Raw genomic sequence first — 19,810 nt, forward strand, 5'->3', positions numbered from 1 at the left:
GCCCGGTCGCCGCTATCGCTGACCTCCACGAGCCTGCCAACAAATCACGACATCCTTCGTCACGTATTCGGTAGAGTTCCCCGATGCGGGCCGATCGGTTGATCTCGTTGGTGTTGCTGCTCCGCCAGCGCGGCCGGTTGACCGCGGACGCCCTCGCCCGCGAGCTGGAGGTGTCCACCCGCACGGTGCTGCGCGACATCGAGGCGCTGTCCTCGGCCGGCGTGCCCGTCTACGCCGAACGCGGGCGGCACGGCGGATTCGCGTTGCTGCCCGGCTTCCAGACCGAGCTCACGGGGCTCAACCACGACGAGGCCCTGGCCGTGCTGACCGCCGGGTCGAGGCGCGGAGAGCGGGTGTTCGGCCTCGGCTCGGCGCTCGCCTCGGCCATGCGCAAGGTGGTCGACGCGCTGCCCGAAGGCCATCGGGCCACAGCGAGCGACGCGGCCCAGCGGATGCTCATCGAGCCGGAGACCGACCTGCTGTCACGCCGGTCGGTCACCGAGGAGGTGCCCGACACGACCATGATCGAGGTCCGGCGCGCGGTGCTGGCCGGACACCGGCTCCGCATCCACTACGCGGCCACCGGCCAGCCACCGCAGTGGCGCACGGTGGACCCGATCGGCCTGGTCACCGTGCGTGACCGGGGATACCTGCTGGCCAGGAGATCCGGTGAGGACCGCACCTACCGGCTCTCGCGGGTGCTGGCGGCCGAGGAGCTGCCCGAGCCGGCCGAGCGGCCGAACCGGGTCGATCTGGACCAGATCTGGCGGGAGCGCTGCGCGCAGTTCCTGTCCAGCGACCATATCGCCGTGCTGGTGCGGGTGCACCCGGCCCGCCGGGAGGACCTGCTGAGCACCGCGGTGGCCGTCCGCGCCGAGGAGCCCGACGCGGACGGCTGGCTGCGGCTGGAGGTGACGTACCAGGATCTCTGGCACGCCGAGTGGGCCCTGTGGCAGCTCGGCACCGGCGCGGAGGCCCTGACCCCGCAGTCGTTGCGCACCGCCCTGCACCGGCGCGCCACGGCAGTCGCCGGCTGCTACGAGCGCCGGCCGGAAAGCGGTCATCCTTCGCCGGTCTGAGGCGCCGAATCTATCGTGGGGCGTCAATCGCCGCGTAGCCGGCCTCCGGCACGCGCTGGACCGGGATGACCCCCTCGATCCGGTCGTGCGTCAGGTGCAGCACCTGGTCGGCGCCGACCGCCGCGGCCAGGAGCATCGCGGTCGGCGTGGGGTCGGCGCCGGCGACCAGGATGACCGGGATGGTGCCGGCGTCGATCATCGCGGCGATCGCGGCCGTCTCGTGCGGGTGCGGCGGGGTCTCGGCCACCATGGACAGGATCGTGTGCTTCGGCAGGTGCTGGCGCAGTCCGGCGACGAGCGGCAGGCCGATACCCGCCCGGCCGGACGGGGCCGGGTCGGCGTAGACCACGGCGAGCTCGTGCCGGGTGGCGAGGGCGGCGAGGACGGCGGTGATGTCGCCGAGGTAGGCGCGGATCTGCGGCGCTGCGAGGGACACGACGGTGGTGGCGGACTGCGACGCGACGACCGTCGGCGCCGGGAACGCGACGGCGGCGCCGATCCAGCCGCGGCGGGCGCGGAGGCTGCCGGCGCCGACGATCGCGGCGCTGGCGAGCAGGATCAGCCCCGTGGCGTAGGAGCCGTCGCCGTAGCGGACCGCGGTCAGCAGCAGCGTCGGGAACAGGCCGACCGCGCTGCCGATGGCGCCGATCACGCCGGTGATGGTCCCGGCCTGGGCGGGCGGGGCGGTGCGGCCGATGAGGGCGAGCACGCTGCCGAGCGCGGTGCCCAGCGCGACCGCGACCCCGGCCAGGGCCGGCGCCGCGACCCAGACCAGCGGCGGGTCGAACGCCAGCACCAGCAGCAGCGCCGCAAGGGTGGTGAAGCAGGTGCCGATTACGGCGGTGGGGGCGCGGTGCCGGCACAGCCAGCCGCCGAACGCTCCGGCGGCCGCGCCGACGCCCATGCCGGCCGCGGCGGCGAGCATGGCCGGGACCCAGTCGATGCCGTACGTGCGGTGCAGGTAGGCGGGCAGGTACAGGTCGACGGCAACGAGGCCGCCACACGAGACGCCGTACCAGACGGCGAGGTGGCGGGTCACCGGCCGGCGCAGCAGTGCCGTCACCGCCGACCATGCGGCGGCCGGCTGGCGCTTCGGCCCGGGCCCGTCGCGCACGACCGCGGCGGCCAGCAACCCGTAGCCGAGCAGGACACCGGCCAGGACCAGCAGGCCGGGCTCCCGCTCGATGCGCAGCAGCGCCCGGGCGGCGACGCCGGCGGCCGCGGCCAGGCACATGCCGGCGGCGAAGACGCTGAGCGCGGTCCCGCGGCGCCCCGGCGGGACCGCGCGCACGACCGCCGCGGCGCCGGCCGGGATCGCCGCGCCGGCGACGCCGATCGCGCAGGCCACGGCGACCAGCGCCGGCAGCCCGTCGACGGCCGCCAGGGCCAGCACCGCCAGGGCCGCGGCGAAGCTCACCGCGGGTAACACCACCCGGGCGCCGAGCCGGTCGGTGAGCACGCCGGCAGGGACCCGCACGAGGACGCCGACCACGATCGGGACGACGCCGAGCAGGGCCCAGGTCCCTTCGTCGAGACCGTAGCGGTGGGCCAGCTGCGGGCCGATCGGGCCGACCAGCATCCAGGTCCAGTAGTGCAGCACGTATCCGGCGGCCGCCACCGCCAGCGTCCAGGCCGCCCTGGCCCCCGGCGGCTTGTTGCCGCCTGCAGGCTCCGCCCGTCGCATCAACATCCGCCCAAGACCTCCAACGCAACACCGCTATTGATACTCAGCGTCCCAACGACAGAGGGACCTCTGTGGTTACGCCGGGCGCTGTGACGGGCGGCATATTTCCATACTTTGCCGGTAGGAATATGGTTCGGGAATGACGGCCCGTCCACCCCGCACGCTCGCCACGGTCACCGGCGCCGGCGGCCACCCCGGCACCTACGAACTGGCGCTCGATCCGGCCAGGTCCACCCTCGACACCGCGCGCCGGGTCGCCGAGCTGGCCGAGGCGGCCAGATTCGACGCGCTGTTCGTGCCCGACCTGCTCACCTTCGGCGCGCAGGGCACCATCGGCGCGCAGGAGCCGCTCGTGTACGTCGCGGCGCTGAGCCAGGTGACAACCCGGATCGGGCTGATCGCGACCGTCTCCACGACGTTCCACCACCCGTTCAACCTGGCCCGGCTGTTCGGCACGCTCGACCACGTGAGCAACGGCCGCGCCGCGTGGAACCTCGTCACGTCCTCGATCGGCGAGGAGAACTTCGGCCCGGACGGCCTGCCCGGCCCGGAGGAGCGCTACGCCCGCGCGGCGGAGACCCTGGACGTCGTCAACGCGCTCTGGGACAGCTGGGAACCCGGCGCCCTGCGGCTCGGGCCCGACGGCACGGCGATCCTCGACCGCGAGAAGGTGCGCCGGATCGACCACGCCGGCAGGTTCTTCAGCGTCGCCGGCCCGCTGAACATCCCGCCGCTGCCGCAGCGCCGGCCGGTGCAGATCCAGGCCGGACAGTCCGCGGCGGGCATCGAGCTCGGCGCCCGGTACGCCGAAGTGGTCTTCACCGCCCTGTCGACGCTGCCGATCGCCCGCGAGTTCACCGACCGGATCCGGGCCCGGGCCGCGACCTACGGCCGGCCGGCTGGACTGCCGCTCATCTTCAGCTCGCTGCACGCCACCTTCGGGTCGACCGAGGCCGAGGCGCTGCGGCGGGTGCGCGACCGGCACGACGCGATCGACTTCGACGCCGGCCGGGCTCTCGTCGCCGACATGCTCGGCGGCGGTGTCGACCTGTCCGAGGCGAAGCTCGACGATCCGCTGCCGGAACACCTGCTGCCCGACGTGTCCTCGGTGCACCGCCGCCGCGGCCGGGTCGAGATCTTCAGCGGGTACGCCCGCAGTGGGTACACGCTGCGTGAGCTCATCATCGCCGCCCAGGACACCGGACACTGGGCCGAGGCCGGCACGCCCGAGCAGATCGCCGACGCGGTCGAGGAGCGGTTCCGGGCCGGCGTGCTCGACGTGCTGTCGATCGGCGGCCTGGCGGATCCCCACGAGCATGATTTCGTCGTGCACGGCCTGCTGCACGAACTGCGCAAGCGGCGCATCGTCAAGGACGACTACCTCGGCCCTACCCTGCGTGACAACCTCGCGCTGCCGCCGCTCCCCGGCCGGTCCAACGAAAACTAATCCTATTGAAATAGTAGGGTATTTGATAGACTGGATTCATGCAGCTGAGCCTTCACCTGCCGTTCCAGCTCGCCGTGACGCGGTCCCTGCACCACGCCGCGCGCCTCGCCGCCGCCGGCATCGGCGGGCTCGGCACAGACGTGCCGGACCCGCAGCTGTGGGCCGAGATGGCACCCGACCTCGCGCTACGCCGGATCTCCCGGCAGGCCGAGGCGCACTACGCCGCAGCAACGAAAGGCAGGCCCTAGATGGACACGCACACGGCACTGCACCCCGCCGACCTGCGCCGGGTCTTCGGCGCGTTCCCGACCGGCGTCACGGCCATCGCCGCGTTCGTCGACGGGTCGCCCGTCGGGCTGGCCGCGAGCTCGTTCACGTCGGTGTCCCTCGATCCCCCGCTCGCCTCTGTCTGCATCGCCAAGACCTCGACGACCTGGCCGGTCCTGCGCCGGGCCGAGCGCCTCGGCGTCAGCGTCCTCAGCGCCGACCAGGAGCACCTGGGCCGCCAGCTGAGCTCCCGCACCGGCGACCGCTTCACCGGCGCCACCTGGCGGGCCAGCAACTTCGGCGAGATCCTGCTCGACGGCGCCTGCGCCTGGCTCGACTGCAGCATCGAACGCGAGCTGCCCGCCGGCGACCACGACATCGTCCTGCTGCGCATCCACGACCTGCACGCCGACCGCGGCGCCGAGCCGCTGGTGTTCCACCAGAGCAGCTTCGGCCGCCTGCACCGCGCCGCCTGACCATTTCTCAGCGGTGCGCCACACCCAGGGTGTGCAGGATCGCCGCCTCGGCGTCCGCCCAGGTCTCGGTGTGCCGGACCCAATCCGGCGCCGGTGCCGGCTGCCGGCCGAACAGGTACCGGTGGGCCACGACGCCACGCAGGGCCTGATGGACGTCGAGCTTGTCGTCGACGAAGTGGGTGATCCCCAGCTGCGCGCAGTGCACGGCCTTGTCGGGCCGCTTGAGGCAGAAGCGGAGGTGCTCGCGCGGGATGCCGGTCCGCGCCGCGAAGTCGTGATGGTCGAGCCACTGCCGGGTGTGCCGCTGGACGCGTTCGCCGCACTTGGAGACCAGCCACACCTGCTCGAAGCGCGGCACGAGCCGGGCCAGGGCCTCGAAGGCACCGGGCACGGCCGGGGTGGCCAGCATCCGGGCGGTGTCGCCGCTGAAGAACTGGGTGTCGCTGCTGCCGGGGACGACGCCCCCACCGATGATGACCCGGCCGATGTCGACGCCGAGCCGGAGATGCTGCGTGTTCATGCCTCTCAGCGTGGGCCACGGCACCGATAGCGCGGAACTATTCTTCTCACCGTAGCTATAGTCTGCAGCTATGGCTGTCTCCCCGGACGCGCTCGCCTCGTTCGTGGTGTTCGCCGACCATCTGAACTTCACCCGCGCCGCCGCGCAGCTGCGCATCTCGCAACCAGCCCTGCACGTGAAGATCGCGAAGCTGGCGCGGGAGCTGGGGCGGCCGCTGTATCACCGTGCCGGCCGCCGCCTGGTGCTCACCGCGGACGGCGAGGCGGTGGCCCGGTTCGCCCGCGCGCACGACGAGCGGCTGGCGCAGTTCCTGGCCGAGTTCGCCGGCCTCGCGCCACAGCGACCGGTGGTGCTCGCCGCCGGGCAGGGCGCCTACCTGTACCTGCTCGGCGACACGATCCGGGCCGTCCTGGCCGACGAGCCGACCCGGCTCCGCCTCATCAACTGCGACCACCGGCAGATGCTGGCCGCCGTGCGCACCGGTCAGGCGCAGCTCGGGGTGAGCGTGCTCGACGTGCTGCCCGAGGACCTGACCGCGGTGGAGCTCGCAACGTTCCCGCAGGTGCTGTTCGTGCCGTCCGGGCACCGGCTGGCCCGGCGCCGCTCGGTGCGGTTGCGGGACCTGGCGGGCTCGCGCCTGGTCGTACCCCCGCAGCACCGACCACACAGAGTGCTGCTGGAACAGGCGATGCGGGCGACCGGAGCCGAGTGGACGGTCGCGGTGGAGGCCGAGGGCTGGCCGCTGATCGCGCAGTTCGTCACGCTCGGGGTGGGGCTCGCCGTGGTGAACGGGTGCGTGCCACCGCCGGCGGGGCTGGTCGCGCGGCCCGTGCAGGACCTGCCGCCGGTCACGTATCACCTGGTGCATCAACCGGCGGCGCTGACCGACCCGCGGGTGGCGGGCCTGGCGGAGCGGATCCTGTCGCGCGGCTGAAACTTTCACCTTTGGTCTCTGGTTCATCTCTCTGGTTATCGCAGCGGCAAATCCTGCAACAAACCTGCACATCATTGCCCTTGTCCTTGAGGAAAGCGCTTTCCTAGAATCGGGTTCCGTCGATGCAGATCAGCGCCGCTCCCCCGCCTGGGAACCGCCCTCCTGACTGCGCACCGGAGGTTTTCATGAGCCCAACTGCCCTGCGCGTGCGACGGCACGCGCTGCGAGCCTCGGTCGCGGCCCTCGCCACGACCGTCGTCGGCGCCGCGATCGGCGTCGCCCTGTCCACCACCGAGGCGTCCGCCGCGACCGGCGGCGTCACCGGCTATGCCACTCAGAACGGCGGCACCACCGGCGGCGCCGGCGGGCAGACGGTCCGCGCCACCACCGGCACAGCCATCCACACCGCGCTGTGCAACCGCGCCAGCAGCAGCACCCCGATCATCATCCAGGTCGAGGGCACCATCAACCACGGCAACACGACCAAGGTCTCGGGCTCCAGCTGCAACACCGCCGCCGACAAGATCGAGCTCAAGGAGATCAGCAACGTCACGATCATCGGCGTCGGCAGCGGCGCGGTCTTCGACCAGCTGGGCATCCACATCCGCGACTCGAGCAACATCATCATCCAGAACGTCACGGTGCGGAACGTGAAAAAATCGGGCTCCCCCACGTCCAACGGCGGCGACGCCATCGGCATGGAGAGCACCGTGCGCAACGTCTGGGTCGACCACGCCTCGCTCGAGGCGTCCGGCGGCGAGTCCGCGGGCTACGACGGCCTGTTCGACCTCAAGGACGACGTGCAGTACGTGACGCTGTCCTACAGCACGCTTCGCAATTCCGGGCGCGGCGGGCTCATCGGCTCCAGCGAGAGCGACCGCGGCAACAGCTTCATCACGTTCCACCACAACAGCTACACGAACATCGACTCCCGCACGCCGCTGCTGCGAGGCGGTATCGCGCACATCTACAACAACTCCTACGTCAGCCTCAACGAGTCCGGCATCAACTCCCGCGCGGGCGCCCGTGCGCGCATCGACAACAACTACTTCAAGAACTCCAAGGACGTCATCGGTACGTTCTACACCAGCGAAGCCGGATTCTGGCAGGTCAGCGGCAACATCTTCGACAACGTGACCTGGTCGGCGAAGGGCACCGACAACAACCCTGCCGGCCCGAACCCGACGTCGAACACCAGCGTCAGCATCCCCTACTCCTTCGCCCTCGACCCGGCAAGCTGCGTGCCCGACGTGGTCAGCCGCACCGCCGGCGCGAACAAGGGCCTGCAGGTCTCCGACGGCAGCTGCACCCCGACCAGCCCCACCGGCGGCCCGACGTCCTCTTCCCCCCGCCCCTCCTCACCCGGCCCGTCCTCGCCGGCCCCGTCCTCGCCCGGCCCGACGTCCGGCGGCACCAACCTCAGCATCGGCGCCGGCTCCGACGGCTCCAGCAAGGCCAGCGGCACCAGCTACGGCGATGTCCGCGACGGCAACCTGAGCACGTACTGGTCCCCGAACGGCACCACCGGGTCCATCTCCATCAAGTGGAGCTCCGCCACCTCCATCACCCGGATCAACATCCGCGAGGCCTCGGGCGCCACCGGCCTCATCCGCAACTGGCGCGTCCTCAACGGTGACACCGGCGCGGTCCTCGCCTCGGGCACCGGCGCGGGCGTCATCACCTTCTCCAGCACCTCGACGAAGAAGGTGACCTTCGAAATCACCACCGCGACGGGCACGCCGCGAGTGGCAGAGTTCGAGACCTACGCCTGAGTTTTCCGATCCGGTGGGCGGGGACCACGGTCCCCGCCCACCGGCTTTGCCGTGCCACTGGGCTTTACCTCGCCCACCGCTTTGCCGTGCCACTGGGCTTTACCTCGCCCACCGCTTTGCCGTGCCACTGGGCTTTACCTCGCCCACCGGCCTGCCGTGCTTGCTGACTTTGCCGCGCCCACCGGCTTTGCCGTGCCCGCTGGCTCTACCTCGCCCACCGCTTTCCCGCGCCCACCCACTTCCCCGCGCCCACCCACTTCCCCGCGCCCACCCGCTTTCCCGCGCCCACCCGCTTTCCAGTGCCCACCGCTTTCCCGTGCCGACTGGCTCGCCGTGCCGACTGGCTCGCCGTGCCCACTGGCTTGCCGTCACCACAGCGACGTCTGGTCCGGATGCCGGACGATCCGGCGTCGAGCCGTCTCCTCGGCCTCGTCCCGCACCCACGACTCAGGTCCCAGTTTGAGCTCCTCCCTGGCCCACACGGCGGGCCCCTGGCCCGCCAGCCAGGCACCGAACCACTCCGGCAGCGTGAGGTGCAGCTTGCACTCTTCGCCCTCGTCAGACCACCACATCTGGCCCTGCGGATCCCGGCAGTCCAGAAACACGAACATCGCGCAGCCGAGTTCGCAGAACATCACGACACCACGCGGCGGTCAGGGATGTTCGCCGGGCTCGATCTCCGCGGCGAGGCGCTCCTCGTACCGGTCGACGATACCCTCGCCGAAGGTCCAGAAGCCGCCGTCCAGGCCCATGACGCCCCCGTGCGGCCCGATCTGGCCGTTCGCAAGCTCCACGTAGATGCGGCGCAGCAACGGCGGCAACGGATACCCGATCGCCGACTCGGCCGCCGCGACAGCCTGCGCCGACACCGGTCGAGGCAACGGCGAACTGACCGTCGAGTCGTCGCCCTCGCCGACCAGTGGCCCGAGATCCGCGAGCGGCTGCACGCGCTCGCGACGGCCGCCGGATAGCATCGGGCGCCGTGGACGAAGACCGACAGGTGCGCAGGATCCGGCCGTACTACTGGGGCGCCATCTATCTCATGGACACCGCCTGCCAGGAAGCGTTCGACATCGGCTTCGACGGCGACGGGCCGGTGTTCTCCACCGCGTCGCACATCGCGATCGCTGTCACGCACGCCGGCACGGTCGACGAAGGCGAGGCGGACGTGACGCTCCTCGTGCGGGTCGAGCCGGGCCGGGTCGACGGGATGCCGCACGAGGTCGCGTTCGACGTGCCGTCCGGCCTGCTCTACGTGGGCGACGCCGACGGCAGCGACGACATCCCGCTCGACCCGCCGGGCCGGTGGCTGCTGCAGGTCGCCGTCGACGATCCGCGCGAAGCCCGCCACATCGAGATCGTGGCGTCGCCACTCTGACCAGCCACTGCGCACAGCCGCCGCCAGGGCACAGCCGACGTCACTCCACAGGCGTCTCCACGGCACCTCGATCAGCCCCTTCAACATGCCCGGAACCTACCGCCGGGGTACGACACTTTTCCGAGCCGCTCGGCGGTGCCGTCGCCAGCGGCCGGGGGCGCGGCCTCGTAAGGTGGGCGAATGCCTGAATCTGTCCCGACCGGTTCGCGGCCCGGGCTGCACCGCATGCTGGCCGAGGCTCGCCCCGGGGTCCTGCTGTTCAGCCTGACGCCGCCGCGGCGCAACGCGACCGACGAGCGCATCAAGGAGATCGCGGCCGTCACGCTGCAGCGCCTCGCCCCGCTCGACGTCGACGGGCTCATCCTGTACGACATCGACGACGAGTCCGACCGTAACCCGGACGAGCGGCCGTTTCCCTATCTGCCCACGATGGACCCGGCCCGGTACCACGCCGAGCATCTCGGTGGCTGGGACCGGCCGGCGGTGATCTACCGGTGCGTCGGCAAGTACGACGAGGCAGACCTGGCCGACTGGCTGCGGCAGGCCGACACGGACCGGGTGCTCGGGGTGTTCGTCGGCGCCTCCACCGGCGACAAGCGGGTGCGCACGAACATGCGCCGGGCGCACGCGCTGCGCCAGGAGGTGCGACCGGACCTGCCGCTCGGCGGGGTCGTCATCGGCGAGCGGCACACCCGCAGCGGCGACGAGCACCTGCGGATGCTGGCCAAGCAGGAGCGGGGCTGCACCTTCTTCGTGTCGCAGGTCGTCTACGACGTGAACGAGACGAAGAACCTCATCTCCGACTACGTCTATGAATGCCGGTCGCGCGGCACGGCACCCCGGACGGTCGTGTTCACATTGTCGCTGTGCGGGTCGCTGAAGACCCTGGAGTTCGTCCGCTGGCTCGGTGTCGAGGTGCCCCGGTGGCTGCAGAACTCGATCCGGCACTCCAACGACCCTCTCGCGGAGTCCTACCGGCAGGCCCTCGCCATCGCCCGGGACCTGGTCGACTTCTGTGAGCATCTGGGCATGCCGTACGGGTTCAACGTGGAGAGCGTCTCGATCCGCAAGGCGGAGATCGAGGCCACCATCAACCTCGCCGCCGACGTCGCCGCAATCCTGGGGCGATGACCCGGCCCCCGTAGGGTTACCTTCGTAGCGAAGATACCTTCGTGTGCGATATATTGGCCGCATGCGGGAACCGACCTTCCTCATCCTCACCGCGCTGGCACGCGCGCCGATGCATGGTTACGGGCTGATCCAGGAGGTAGCCGAGCTGTCCGGGGGGACGCTCGAACTACGACCCGGCACGCTGTACGGCGCCCTCGACCGCCTCACCGACGACGGGCTCGTCTCGCTCGATCGGCAGGAGATCGTCGACGGCCGCGCCCGCAAGTACTACCGCCTCACCGATCACGGCGATGCCGCGCTGCGGGTGGAGACCGAGCGCCTGCGCCGCAGCGTGGAAGCGGCGACCCGGCGGCTGGCACTGCGACCGGCGTTCCCCGCCGGCCCGTCCGTCACCGGCGGCCCGGCAATTGCCGGCGGCCCGGCAATTGCCGGCGGCCCGGCGATCGCGGGGGGTGTCGCATGAGCGACGAGCTTCGCGACCGGTACCGCACGCTGCTGCGCTGCTACCCGTCCGCCTATCGGGCCGAGCGCGGCGACGAGATCATCGACACGTACCTCGACCTCGCCAAGCCCGGACAGGACCGGCCGCGCGCCGCCGACGTGATCGACCTGGTCCGTGGCGGCGCCCGCCAACACCTGCGCGCCCGCCACGCGCTCGGGCTCGCCGACTCGGTGCCGTTCGCCGCACAACTCGCGCTGATGACCGCCGCCACGCTCGCCGCGCTGTGGCTCGGCACTGTGGAGCTGATCACCATCCCCGACCGCGTCATGGAGCATCCGCTGGTGCCGTTCGGGACGTTCGCCGCCGTCGCGTGGATCGCCTGGCTGCTCGCACCGCTCGCCGCGCTGTTCGGCCTCGGTCGGCCCGCGGTCGCTCTGGCACTGCTCACGACGGTGGCGGTCGTCCCGATGGCCGCGCTGGGCGAATACGCCCGGCCGACGCTGTTCGTGCTGGTGCCGCAGGTCGCGCTCGGCCTCGTCGCGTTGCGCGTGCCCACACGGCGCTGGTCACCCCTCACCGCGGCCGGACTCGCGCTGGCCGGGGTGACGGCGTGGCTGGCGGTGGCCTACAGGCCGACCACCACGGACTACTACGCCCTGCTCAGCGTGACGCAGATCGCCGGGGTCGTCCTGGCACTGGTCATCGCGGCCTCGGGCGTGGTGTTCGGCGTCCGCCGGGACTCCCGCCGCTGGTGGCCGGCGCTGATCCTGCTCGGCCCGGTGCTGCTGCTCGGCATGACGCTGCCCCCGTCGGGAAACTCGCTGCCGTGGCCGACCTGGGGTGTCGCAGTGGTGTCGGCCGGGGTCGCGGTGGTGACTGCGGTGGCCGCACTGCCGGCGACGCTATGGCTGCGGAGTCAGCTGTGGCGGGACCCGCACGGCGGCTGCCCCACCTGCGGCCGCTGACCCTGCACGGCACGCGTCACCGTGTGCTGCGCAAGTGACCGTGCGCGGCACACATAACCGCGCACGGCGCAAGCAACCGTGTGGGCGCAAGCAACCGTGTGGGCGCAAGTGACCGTGTGCGGCATGCGTAACCGCGCACGGCGCAGCAACCGTGTGCTGCGCGAGTGATTGTGTGCGCCACGCGTAGCCGTGCACGGCGCAAGTAGCCGTGCGCAGCGCAGGTGACCGTGTGCTGCGCGCGTTGCACCCCTGCGGCCCACCGACCGTTTGCGGCGCGCGCAGCACCACTGGCGTCGGCCTGCGGTTTGCGGCACGCGTAACTGCGTGTGCTGCGCGAGTGATTGTGTGCGCCACGCGTAGCCGTGCACGGCGCAGGTGACCGTGTGCTGCGCGCGTTGCACCCCCTACGGCCCGCTGGCCGTTTGCGGCGCGCGCAGCACCACCAGCGCCGGCCTGCGGTTTGCGGCACGCGTAACTGCGTGTGCTGCGCTGCACCACCGCCGGCCGCTGGCGAGGCCACTGGACCAGTGCGCGCCGTCGCTACAGTCGGCTGCGTGACCGACGAACCTTCAGACCTCGATCTGGATGTGCTCGCCGGTCTCGTGCTCGCCGCGGACCTGGTGCCGTGGCCGGGTGGTCCGGGTCCGGTGTGGGGCAAGGTGCGCGCGCTCCTGACCGTGGCGGTCAGGCTGGCCCTGGAGATCGACAGCTTTGCCGAGTTCGGCGGCGCGCTGGTCATCACGAGGCTGGACAACGGCGCGACGGTGCAGTTGACGGGGTCACGCTGGGAGGACAAGCAACTGCTGACATACGTCCGGCTGCAGCTCGCCGAGCTGACCGCGGGCGAGTTCCTGGACCGGTGGGGAGTCGACCCCGCCGCCCTGCGAGGCGGACCCGGCCCGCGAGACGAGGCTGGTCCGCGAGACGGGTCCGGGTCGCAGGACGGGTCGCGGGACGGGTCCGGGTCGCAGGACGAGCCGGCGTAGGTCTGCGGTCAGACGGTCAGCAGGCGGTCGAGCAGCTGGTGGTACTGCAGGACGGTGTCACGCATGCCCTCGGTGCTGTCCGATGACCGGGCGCCGGCGCGTTCGAGTTGCTCCTCACGGTCGTGGACGCTGTCGGCCAGGGATTGCACGGCCTCGTCCACGAGCTGGCGCGCCTCGGTGACGCTGCCGCGCGGGTCCTCCACGAAGTGGGTCTGCACGTCGTGCCAGCGGTGCCGGAACTCGTCGGCCTTGGTGGTATCCCAGATTCCGGGGCCCTGCGGGATGCCGGATTCCGGCGAGGTGGCCTGCTGTGCCTGCGCCGGTTCGGATTGCGTCGGCGGTGTCGTCGGTACGTCGGTGCCGGCGCGAACCTGTTCCGCTCCGGTCGCGCCCTGCGGCGTGTCAAACGTTTCCGGCGCCTGCCGGGTCTGCTGAGCCTGGGCTGACTGCGGCGTCTCAAACGTCTCCGGCGGCTGCTGGGGCTGCTGCGGCTGCTGCGGCTGCTGGGGTCCGGCCGGCTGCGGCGCCTCGGGCTGCGCCGCCCCGGACGCGTAGTAGGGCTGTCGGCTTCCGGCTGGATCGGTCGAATCACGCATCGCGATCGCGCCTTCCTGGGAGTTCTAGCCTGTCCTTGCTTCCTCAGCCGTGCTGTGGCATCGGCCTTTCTCAGCCGTGCCGTGGCATCGGCTGGCCGCCGCCCGACGTGTCGCCGAGCAGTTCGGCGAACAGTGAGCGGTAGTGCATCAGCGCCTGACGGAGCTGCTCCGTCGACGCCTGCCCGCGCTCGTTCACCTTGTTGATCTCGTGTGCGTCGCGGTAGTGGCCGAGCGTCTCGGCGTGATCGACGCTGAGGTCCTGCACGCGGGTGTCGTAGTCGTCGATGGGGTACCCACGCTCGCCCATCACCTTCGTCACGAGCTCGTCGGCCTCGCGGGTGGCGGCCTCCGGCTCCTCCACGAAGTGCGCCTGCATGCGCTCCCACTGCTCGGCGTACCGCTGCCGCTGCTGCGGATCGAGCTCCTTGAGCTGCAGCTCGGCGTGGCGACGCTCGCGGTCCTGCAGGTCGCGTTCGGCGGCCCGGCGGCTGTGCTGCTCGCCCACCGCCCGATCGTATTCTGGTCCGAACCGGCGCCGCAGCGCCTCGGTCCGGCGATGGCGACTGACGGCGACGGCTGCGATCGCGATGATCGCGAGCACGATGATGACGATGGCGGCAACGGTGGCAGTCGAGGACATCACAGATCCTTTCCGGGGAGCCACGACCGACGCTAACCCGCCTCCTGGCAGCCGACCTCACCCTCTCGACGGCCGGTCATCTGGCGTACGCCAGGTCGTGGGGCGCCAGGCGGTGCCGCGGCCCGGCGGCGCGGAGCACCACGTCGAGCACCCGGTCCGGGTCGGCGGCGTAGCTGGTGCTGAACCAGGCCATGTTCGCCTCGACCACCGCCCAGTGCTCATCGCCGCGGTCGGCATCGCTAGCGAGCCCGACGTCGACGACGACAGCGCTGGGCAGGCTGCCGGCGCAGGCGTAAAGCAGCCGGGCGGCAAAGTCGAGCACGGCGTCGCGGTGCGGATCGACAGAAAGGCGCGGACCAGAAACGTGCGGACCAGAAACGTGCGGACCAGAGAGGTGCGGACCGCCGGAGAGGGGCGCCGGGTCGAGCCGGCCGTGGGTGGCGTACCGGCTGGCGGCGTGCACCGTGCCGTCCAGGATGAACAGCCGGTACTCCACCAGGAACGTGACGATCCCGCTGACCAGCACCGGGGTGTCCGCAGGGTGCCGCCCGTCGGCCGGCAGCCGCGAGCCGTCGGCGTAGACGGCGGCCGGCAGCCACTTGTCCCGCGGCGGCTTGACGAACATCGGGGTCCGGGACCAGCGCGCCTCCCCGAGCGTGGTGATGCTGATGTCGCGGTGGACGAAGTGGTACGGCAACCGCGCCAGCCAGTCGTCGGCGGGTTCGAGCAGCGCCAGGTCCAGGTCGGCGGCGACCGCCGCGGCGAAGGTTGGGCCGCCGTAGAGGTGCCCGTCCCCGAGGCGCCGCAGCCGGTCCGGCACGGCCGTGCCGGTCAACTGTTCCACCGCCATGCCCCTGCGCCGGGCCGCGGCGGCGAGCAGTTCGGCGGTGTCGTCCAGCTTCACGGGGAGCACGAGGAGCATGGCCCGTCATTCTGGCGGTCGGCGGTGCCGCCGTCGCGCGGGTTTCCGCACCACCGCGTGTGATCGCGGCGGTGGCGGGTAGCTCGGACGGTATGCCTCAGGTCAAGTCGACGGCCGCCGGACAGCGGCCCAGGTCGGATGCATGGCAGTCAGCGCTCACCGTGGTGCAGGAGGCCATGCCGCCGCACATCCCGGACGGCCTCCACGAGATGACGGTCGTCGTGGAGTTCCCGCCCGGTGACCCTGGCACTCCGCCGCACCGGCACACCGGCCCGGCGTTCGGCTACGTGCTGGACGGCGAGATGGTGTTCGAGCTCGAGGGCGAACCACCCCGGGTCCTGCACGCCGGTGAGGCGTTCTGGGAGCCGGGCGGCGACGTCATCCACTACCAGGACGGCAATGCCCGCACCGACGTCCCGGTGCGGTTCATGGTCACCATGTTCTGCGACCCGGACAAGCCGATGCTCACCCTCGTGGAGGAGGACGAGCTGGCCCGGCGCGCGGATCGCCGGAAGGGGGCAACCGCATGAAGGTGGCCGTTATCGGGGGTACCGGCCTCATCGGCGCGCAGGTCGTCCAGCTGCTGGACGAGGCCGGGCACGAGGCAGTGCCGCACTCGCCGGCCACGGGCCTGGACCTGCTCAGCGGGCAGGGCGTCGCCGACGCGGTGCGCGGCGCCGACGTCGTCGTCAACCTGACGAACTCGCCGACGTTCGACGACGCGTCACCGGCGTTCTTCCGCACGAGCATGAACAACCTCCTCGCGGCCGCCGGCGACGCCGACGTCGGCCACGCGGTCGTCCTGTCGATCGTCGGCGCCGACCGGGTGCCCGACCTCGCTTACTACCGGGCCAAGGTCCTGCAGGAGGACCTGCTCAAGGCCGGCCCGGTGCCGTACTCCATCGTCCGGGCCACCCAGTTCTTCGAGTTCGTCGACGCGGTGCTGTCCTGGACCTCCGACGAGAACACCGTCCGCCTCCCGGCCACCCTGGTCCAGCCGATGGCCGCCGCCGACGTCGCCCGCGCCGTGGCCGACGTCAGCCTGGGCGCGCCGCTGCAGGGCACCCGCGACGTGGCCGGGCCCGAGGTCTTCGCCCTCGACGAGCTGGGCCGCATCACCCTCGCCGCGCACAGCGACGACCGCAAGGTGGTCACCGACGCGACCGCCGGCATGTTCGCTGCGGTGCCGGGCGACGCCCTGGTCGCCAGGGGCGACGCCGTCATCGCCCCGACGACGTACCGCGACTGGCTCGCCCGCCGCCGGCTGAAGACCGTCCGCGGAAGCGGCTGATCACCGGGCGTGGAAGCGGCTCCAGAACGCCGCGTCCAGTTCGGCCTTCACCGCCGTATCCTCGCCCTGTTCCTGGAACAGGGCGAGGGCCTCCGCGGCCTTGCCCCGCCGGATCAGCAGCGTCGCCAGGTCGTCGACCCACAGGTCGGTGCGGTCGACGGCGTCCAGCACCGCCCCCGCGTCGTCCGGCCGGCCCGCGTCGATGAGCAGATCCGCCAGGCACGAGGCGACCCGCCAGGTGCGCACGTCCGGCCGGTCGCGCAGCCAGGCGATCGCCGACTCGATGCGGCCGGCCCGCACGAGCACCGCGGCGCGTTCCAGGTGCAGGTCGGCACCCATGCCGTCACGGGCGCCGAGGTCGTCGACAAACGCGAGCGCCTCGTCGGTGCGGCCGCGCTCGACCAGCAGATCGCACAGTTCGCCGACGACACACCCGGCGTGCTCGCCCATCGTCGCCGGCACCGGACGCAGCACGTCGATCGCCTCGCCGATCCTGCCGTGCCGGGTCAGCAGGCGGGCCAGGAACACCGCCGCGTCCGGCGCCGCGATGTAGGGCCGCGTCACCTCGACCGCATCATCGACCCGGCCCCGCTCCTCCAGCCAGGTGGCCAGGCGCAGCGCGGCGACCTCGCCGCCGGCTCCGGCCACCAGGTCGCGCAGCTGCGCCTCCCGCTCGTGCCGGGCCAGGATGTCGGCGAGTGGCGCGACGTCGTTCACAGCCACCAGGTGGTCGCGGAGCACCGCCACCGCCTCGTCCACCTTCTCCTGCCGCTCCAGCACCGTGGCCAGCAGCTCCGCGGGGCGCAGCAGCGGGCAGACGGTGCCGAGCTGGTCCCGGAGCAGCCTGGCGAGCTCGTCGTCGTGACCGGTGGTCAGCCGGACCAGCGGTTCGGCGTAGCTCCGGTCCGCGATGCACGGCAGCAGCATCGCCACGATCTCGTCCGTGCGGCCCTGCCGGGCCAGCAGCTCCGCCAGCAGCGGACCGGTGTGCGGGCCACCGGCCGTCGCGTGCCGCCGCACGAGGGTGAGGGCCTCGTCGGTGCGGTCGTGCGCGTCGAGGATGCCGGCGAGTGCGTCCACCGCGGCCCAGCGGCCGGCGTCGGCCAACGGGCGCAGTGCCTCGGCAGCAGCCTCCCAGCGACCGTGCGCGAGCTGTACCCCCGCCAAACCTTGCGCACAGGCGAAGTCGCCGGCGTCCGCGAGCCGGCGCACCTCGTCGTGGTGGCCGTGCTCGATGAGGACGGCCACCACGTCGGCCGGCAGGTCCGCCGCGTCGGGTCCTATGGCGAGGCAGGATAGTCACCCGCGAGTCAGCGGACCCCCATGGCCTTCAGGACGTCAACGACCAGGCGGGTGAAGCCGCTGGCAAGGAGGGTCGCAGCGATCGCCGTGAGCAGGATGCCGGCGACCCGGTCCAGGATCATGCGGGCGCGGTCGGACAGGCGGCGGCCCGCGTGGCCGGCGACGTAGACGCAGAGGCCGGTGATCGCGGCGTACGCCAGGGCGGCGACGGTCAGAGCCAGGACGCCGGTGACGCCGGTGACCTGGGCCCGGAAACTGATCAGGACGGCGATCGTGGCCCCGCCGACGGTGAGCGGGAACGTGAGCGGCATGAACACGATCGAGCGCCACGAGGTGGACGGCGGGGCGATCGCCGCGTCGCCGGCGCCGGCCGCGGGGTCGTCGCTTTTCCCGAGCATCATCGGCACGGCCGCGATCATCAGGGCGATGCCACCGGTCGCGGAGAGCGCGGCGGTCGACAGGCCGAGCAGTTCCAGCAGCGGCTCGCCGACGAGGATCGTCACGACAGCGATCGCGGCGACGTTGACGAACAGGCCGAGCGCGAGACGCTGATGCTGCCTGGTGTCGACGGGTTGCAACACCGGGATGTACGACGACACGGCGGCGACCGGGCTGTACAGGCCGACGAGGGCCAGCAGCAACAGGACCGCCAGTTCGGCGTTGTCCACATCGGACATCGTGGTCGGGTCACAGCCCGTCGCGGAGGATCGGGCAGGTCATGCAGTGGCCGCCGCCGCGGCCCTTGCCGAGCTCGAACCCCTCGATCTCGACCACCTGGACGCCGTGGTCGCGCAGGTTGCGGTTGGTGTACTCGTTCTTGTGATACCCGACGACGACGCCGGGTTCGATCGCGACGAAGTTGCAGCCGCTGTCCCACTGCTCGCGGGCGCGCTGGTCGGGGTCGCCGCCGGTCGGGATGACGTCGAGGTGGCCGATGCCGAGCGCGTCCTCGAACGCGGCGACGAGCCCCTTGTCGCGGCGCACGTCGAGCGCGCCGGGGCGGTCGCCGGGGAAGAGCGTGAACGCGGTGGCGCCCTCGACGACCGGCGGGTAGCCGGTGGCCTTGTCCCGGTCGACGAGGGTGAAGACGGTGTCCAGATGCATGTACGAGCGGCTCGGCGGGATCTGCACGGCGATCACCCGGCTGGCGGCGCCCTGCGCGAACAGGGCGAGCGCGAGGTGCTCGACCATGTGCGGGCTGGTGCGTTCGCTGACCCCGACGGCGACGGCGCCGTTGCCGATCGGCATCATGTCGCCGCCTTCCAGGCAGGCGCGACCGAAGTCCTCCTCGTCGAAGCTGCCGTCGTCACCCATCGGCGGGTACCAGTACCGGAAGTCCGCCCCGGCGAACATCGGATGGTGGTGGTAGACGATGCTCTGGTTGATCGTCTCCAGCCGCCTCGCGTGGAAGAACAGCGGGTTGAGCGACACGCCGCCGTACAGCCACGCGGACGGGTCGCGCTGGTACAGCGAGTTCGGCAGCGCCGGCAGGATGAACGCCCGCGGCTGCGCGAGGGCCGCGACCAGCGAGTGGCGGTCGAGGTCGGCGTGGCGCTCCCGGACCCGGTCGATGAACTCGGCCTTGGTGAGACCGCCGATGAGGTGCCGGGCGAGGGTCTCACCGTCCCAGCCGGCGAGCTCCTCGCGGACCGGGTCGAGCAGGGCCGGCCCGACGGACAGGTGGGTGACCGTGCGCTCGACCGCGTGCCGGCGGGCCTCCGGGCTCTCCAGCGCCTCGGCGAGCAGCCGCTGGTGGTGGTACACCTCGACGCCGTGCCCGCGCAGCATCGCGACGAACTCGTCGTGCTCCGCCTGGGCGCGGTTCACCCACGGCAGGTCGTCGAAGAGCAGCTCCTCCCGGTTGTTCGGGGTCAGCCGCTGCAGGCTGAGGTCGGGCCGGTGCACGATCACTTTGCGGAGCCGGCCGACCTCCGACGCAACCCCAAACAACGGTCCGGGCATCCCGACCCTCCGCCCC

Annotated in this window: 23 protein-coding genes; 13 read left to right on the plus strand and 10 right to left on the minus strand. The window is 71.9% G+C overall.

Going from position 1 to position 19,810, the window contains the following annotated elements:
* Positions 1-83 precede the first annotated feature (83 nt).
* Positions 84-1,079 carry a helix-turn-helix transcriptional regulator gene (locus ACFPIJ_RS39025; RefSeq protein ID WP_380123090.1) on the plus strand — a complete coding sequence of 332 codons (996 nt, stop codon included), beginning with the start codon at positions 84-86 and terminating at the stop codon, positions 1,077-1,079.
* Positions 1,080-1,089: 10 nt separating this feature from the next.
* On the opposite strand, the gene ACFPIJ_RS39030 is transcribed toward ACFPIJ_RS39025, so the two are convergent.
* On the minus strand, positions 1,090-2,769 hold the full coding sequence (locus ACFPIJ_RS39030; RefSeq protein WP_380123092.1) for an MFS transporter: 1,680 nt from the start codon (positions 2,767-2,769) through the stop codon (positions 1,090-1,092).
* Between the two features lie 133 nt (positions 2,770-2,902).
* Between ACFPIJ_RS39030 and ACFPIJ_RS39035 the strand changes: the two genes are divergently transcribed.
* From ACFPIJ_RS39035 to ACFPIJ_RS39045, 3 genes are read left to right on the plus strand one after another with little or no spacing between them, the layout of a single operon-like run.
* Positions 2,903-4,210 carry an NtaA/DmoA family FMN-dependent monooxygenase gene (locus tag ACFPIJ_RS39035; protein ID WP_380123094.1) on the plus strand — a complete coding sequence of 436 codons (1,308 nt, stop codon included), beginning with the start codon at positions 2,903-2,905 and terminating at the stop codon, positions 4,208-4,210.
* A 38-nt stretch (positions 4,211-4,248) separates the two neighbouring features.
* A complete protein-coding gene (locus ACFPIJ_RS39040; RefSeq protein ID WP_380123096.1) occupies positions 4,249-4,458 on the plus strand; it encodes a hypothetical protein in 210 nt (69 codons plus the stop codon).
* Complete coding sequence (locus ACFPIJ_RS39045) at positions 4,459-4,953, plus strand: flavin reductase family protein (RefSeq protein ID WP_380123098.1); 495 nt, start codon at positions 4,459-4,461, stop codon at positions 4,951-4,953.
* 7 nt (positions 4,954-4,960) lie between these two features.
* Here ACFPIJ_RS39045 and ACFPIJ_RS39050 read toward each other — a convergent pair whose 3' ends face one another.
* Complete coding sequence (locus ACFPIJ_RS39050) at positions 4,961-5,473, minus strand: hypothetical protein (protein WP_380123100.1); 513 nt, start codon at positions 5,471-5,473, stop codon at positions 4,961-4,963.
* Positions 5,474-5,543: 70 nt separating this feature from the next.
* On the opposite strand from ACFPIJ_RS39050, the gene ACFPIJ_RS39055 reads away from it, so the two are divergent.
* Positions 5,544-6,407 carry a LysR family transcriptional regulator gene (locus ACFPIJ_RS39055; RefSeq protein WP_380123102.1) on the plus strand — a complete coding sequence of 288 codons (864 nt, stop codon included), beginning with the start codon at positions 5,544-5,546 and terminating at the stop codon, positions 6,405-6,407.
* A 185-nt stretch (positions 6,408-6,592) separates the two neighbouring features.
* Positions 6,593-8,179, plus strand: coding sequence for a pectate lyase family protein (locus tag ACFPIJ_RS39060; protein ID WP_380123104.1), 1,587 nt, complete (start codon positions 6,593-6,595; stop codon positions 8,177-8,179).
* A gap of 368 nt (positions 8,180-8,547) precedes the next feature.
* Here the strand turns inward: ACFPIJ_RS39060 and ACFPIJ_RS39065 are convergent, their stop codons facing one another.
* Positions 8,548-8,814 carry a hypothetical protein gene (locus ACFPIJ_RS39065; RefSeq protein WP_380123106.1) on the minus strand — a complete coding sequence of 89 codons (267 nt, stop codon included), beginning with the start codon at positions 8,812-8,814 and terminating at the stop codon, positions 8,548-8,550.
* Between the two features lie 18 nt (positions 8,815-8,832).
* Positions 8,833-9,048 (minus strand): hypothetical protein, encoded by a 216-nt coding sequence (locus ACFPIJ_RS39070; protein WP_380123108.1) that lies wholly within the window; start codon positions 9,046-9,048, stop codon positions 8,833-8,835.
* A gap of 113 nt (positions 9,049-9,161) precedes the next feature.
* Here ACFPIJ_RS39070 and ACFPIJ_RS39075 point away from each other — a divergent pair, with 113 nt between their 5' ends.
* From ACFPIJ_RS39075 to ACFPIJ_RS39095, 5 genes are all read left to right on the plus strand, one after another.
* The gene (locus tag ACFPIJ_RS39075) at positions 9,162-9,557 is read left to right on the plus strand and encodes a hypothetical protein (protein WP_380123110.1); all 396 of its coding nucleotides are present in this window, start codon (positions 9,162-9,164) and stop codon (positions 9,555-9,557) included.
* 180 nt (positions 9,558-9,737) lie between these two features.
* On the plus strand, positions 9,738-10,688 hold the full coding sequence (locus tag ACFPIJ_RS39080; protein ID WP_380123112.1) for a methylenetetrahydrofolate reductase: 951 nt from the start codon (positions 9,738-9,740) through the stop codon (positions 10,686-10,688).
* Between the two features lie 61 nt (positions 10,689-10,749).
* Positions 10,750-11,151 (plus strand): PadR family transcriptional regulator, encoded by a 402-nt coding sequence (locus tag ACFPIJ_RS39085; protein ID WP_380123114.1) that lies wholly within the window; start codon positions 10,750-10,752, stop codon positions 11,149-11,151.
* Complete coding sequence (locus ACFPIJ_RS39090) at positions 11,148-12,095, plus strand: hypothetical protein (protein WP_380123116.1); 948 nt, start codon at positions 11,148-11,150, stop codon at positions 12,093-12,095. Before ACFPIJ_RS39085 ends, ACFPIJ_RS39090 begins: the two co-directional genes overlap by 4 nt.
* 554 nt (positions 12,096-12,649) lie before the next feature.
* Complete coding sequence (locus tag ACFPIJ_RS39095; protein WP_380123117.1) at positions 12,650-13,081, plus strand: hypothetical protein; 432 nt, start codon at positions 12,650-12,652, stop codon at positions 13,079-13,081.
* 8 nt (positions 13,082-13,089) lie between these two features.
* On the opposite strand, the gene ACFPIJ_RS39100 is transcribed toward ACFPIJ_RS39095, so the two are convergent.
* The 3 genes from ACFPIJ_RS39100 to ACFPIJ_RS39110 all read right to left on the minus strand — a co-directional run bounded on the left by ACFPIJ_RS39100 (position 13,090) and on the right by ACFPIJ_RS39110 (position 15,239).
* Positions 13,090-13,677: a hypothetical protein gene (locus ACFPIJ_RS39100; RefSeq protein WP_380123119.1), complete on the minus strand. Its 588-nt coding sequence runs from the start codon at positions 13,675-13,677 to the stop codon at positions 13,090-13,092.
* Positions 13,678-13,747: 70 nt separating this feature from the next.
* Entirely contained in the window at positions 13,748-14,317 is a 570-nt protein-coding gene (locus tag ACFPIJ_RS39105) for a hypothetical protein (protein WP_380123121.1), read from the minus strand.
* A gap of 76 nt (positions 14,318-14,393) precedes the next feature.
* Positions 14,394-15,239: an ATP-grasp domain-containing protein gene (locus tag ACFPIJ_RS39110; RefSeq protein ID WP_380123123.1), complete on the minus strand. Its 846-nt coding sequence runs from the start codon at positions 15,237-15,239 to the stop codon at positions 14,394-14,396.
* A 92-nt stretch (positions 15,240-15,331) separates the two neighbouring features.
* Between ACFPIJ_RS39110 and ACFPIJ_RS39115 the strand changes: the two genes are divergently transcribed.
* Both ACFPIJ_RS39115 and ACFPIJ_RS39120 read left to right on the plus strand, forming a co-directional pair.
* Positions 15,332-15,769 carry a cupin domain-containing protein gene (locus ACFPIJ_RS39115; RefSeq protein WP_380123125.1) on the plus strand — a complete coding sequence of 146 codons (438 nt, stop codon included), beginning with the start codon at positions 15,332-15,334 and terminating at the stop codon, positions 15,767-15,769.
* Positions 15,766-16,530, plus strand: a complete 765-nt coding sequence (locus ACFPIJ_RS39120) for an SDR family oxidoreductase (protein WP_380123127.1) — start codon at positions 15,766-15,768, stop codon at positions 16,528-16,530. The genes ACFPIJ_RS39115 and ACFPIJ_RS39120 overlap by 4 nt, the downstream gene beginning before the upstream one ends.
* On the opposite strand, the gene ACFPIJ_RS39125 is transcribed toward ACFPIJ_RS39120, so the two are convergent.
* The 3 genes from ACFPIJ_RS39125 to ACFPIJ_RS39135 are packed head-to-tail and all read right to left on the minus strand — an operon-like array spanning position 16,531 to position 19,794.
* Positions 16,531-17,781, minus strand: coding sequence for a tetratricopeptide repeat protein (locus ACFPIJ_RS39125; protein WP_380123128.1), 1,251 nt, complete (start codon positions 17,779-17,781; stop codon positions 16,531-16,533). It lies immediately after the preceding gene.
* 59 nt (positions 17,782-17,840) lie between these two features.
* Positions 17,841-18,500: a MarC family protein gene (locus tag ACFPIJ_RS39130; protein ID WP_380123130.1), complete on the minus strand. Its 660-nt coding sequence runs from the start codon at positions 18,498-18,500 to the stop codon at positions 17,841-17,843.
* Between the two features lie 19 nt (positions 18,501-18,519).
* On the minus strand, positions 18,520-19,794 hold the full coding sequence (locus ACFPIJ_RS39135; protein ID WP_380123132.1) for an arginine deiminase: 1,275 nt from the start codon (positions 19,792-19,794) through the stop codon (positions 18,520-18,522).
* Positions 19,795-19,810 lie beyond the last annotated feature (16 nt).

The sequence above is a fragment of the Dactylosporangium cerinum genome, assembly GCF_042653625.1.
Classification (GTDB): domain Bacteria; phylum Actinomycetota; class Actinomycetes; order Mycobacteriales; family Micromonosporaceae; genus Dactylosporangium; species Dactylosporangium cerinum.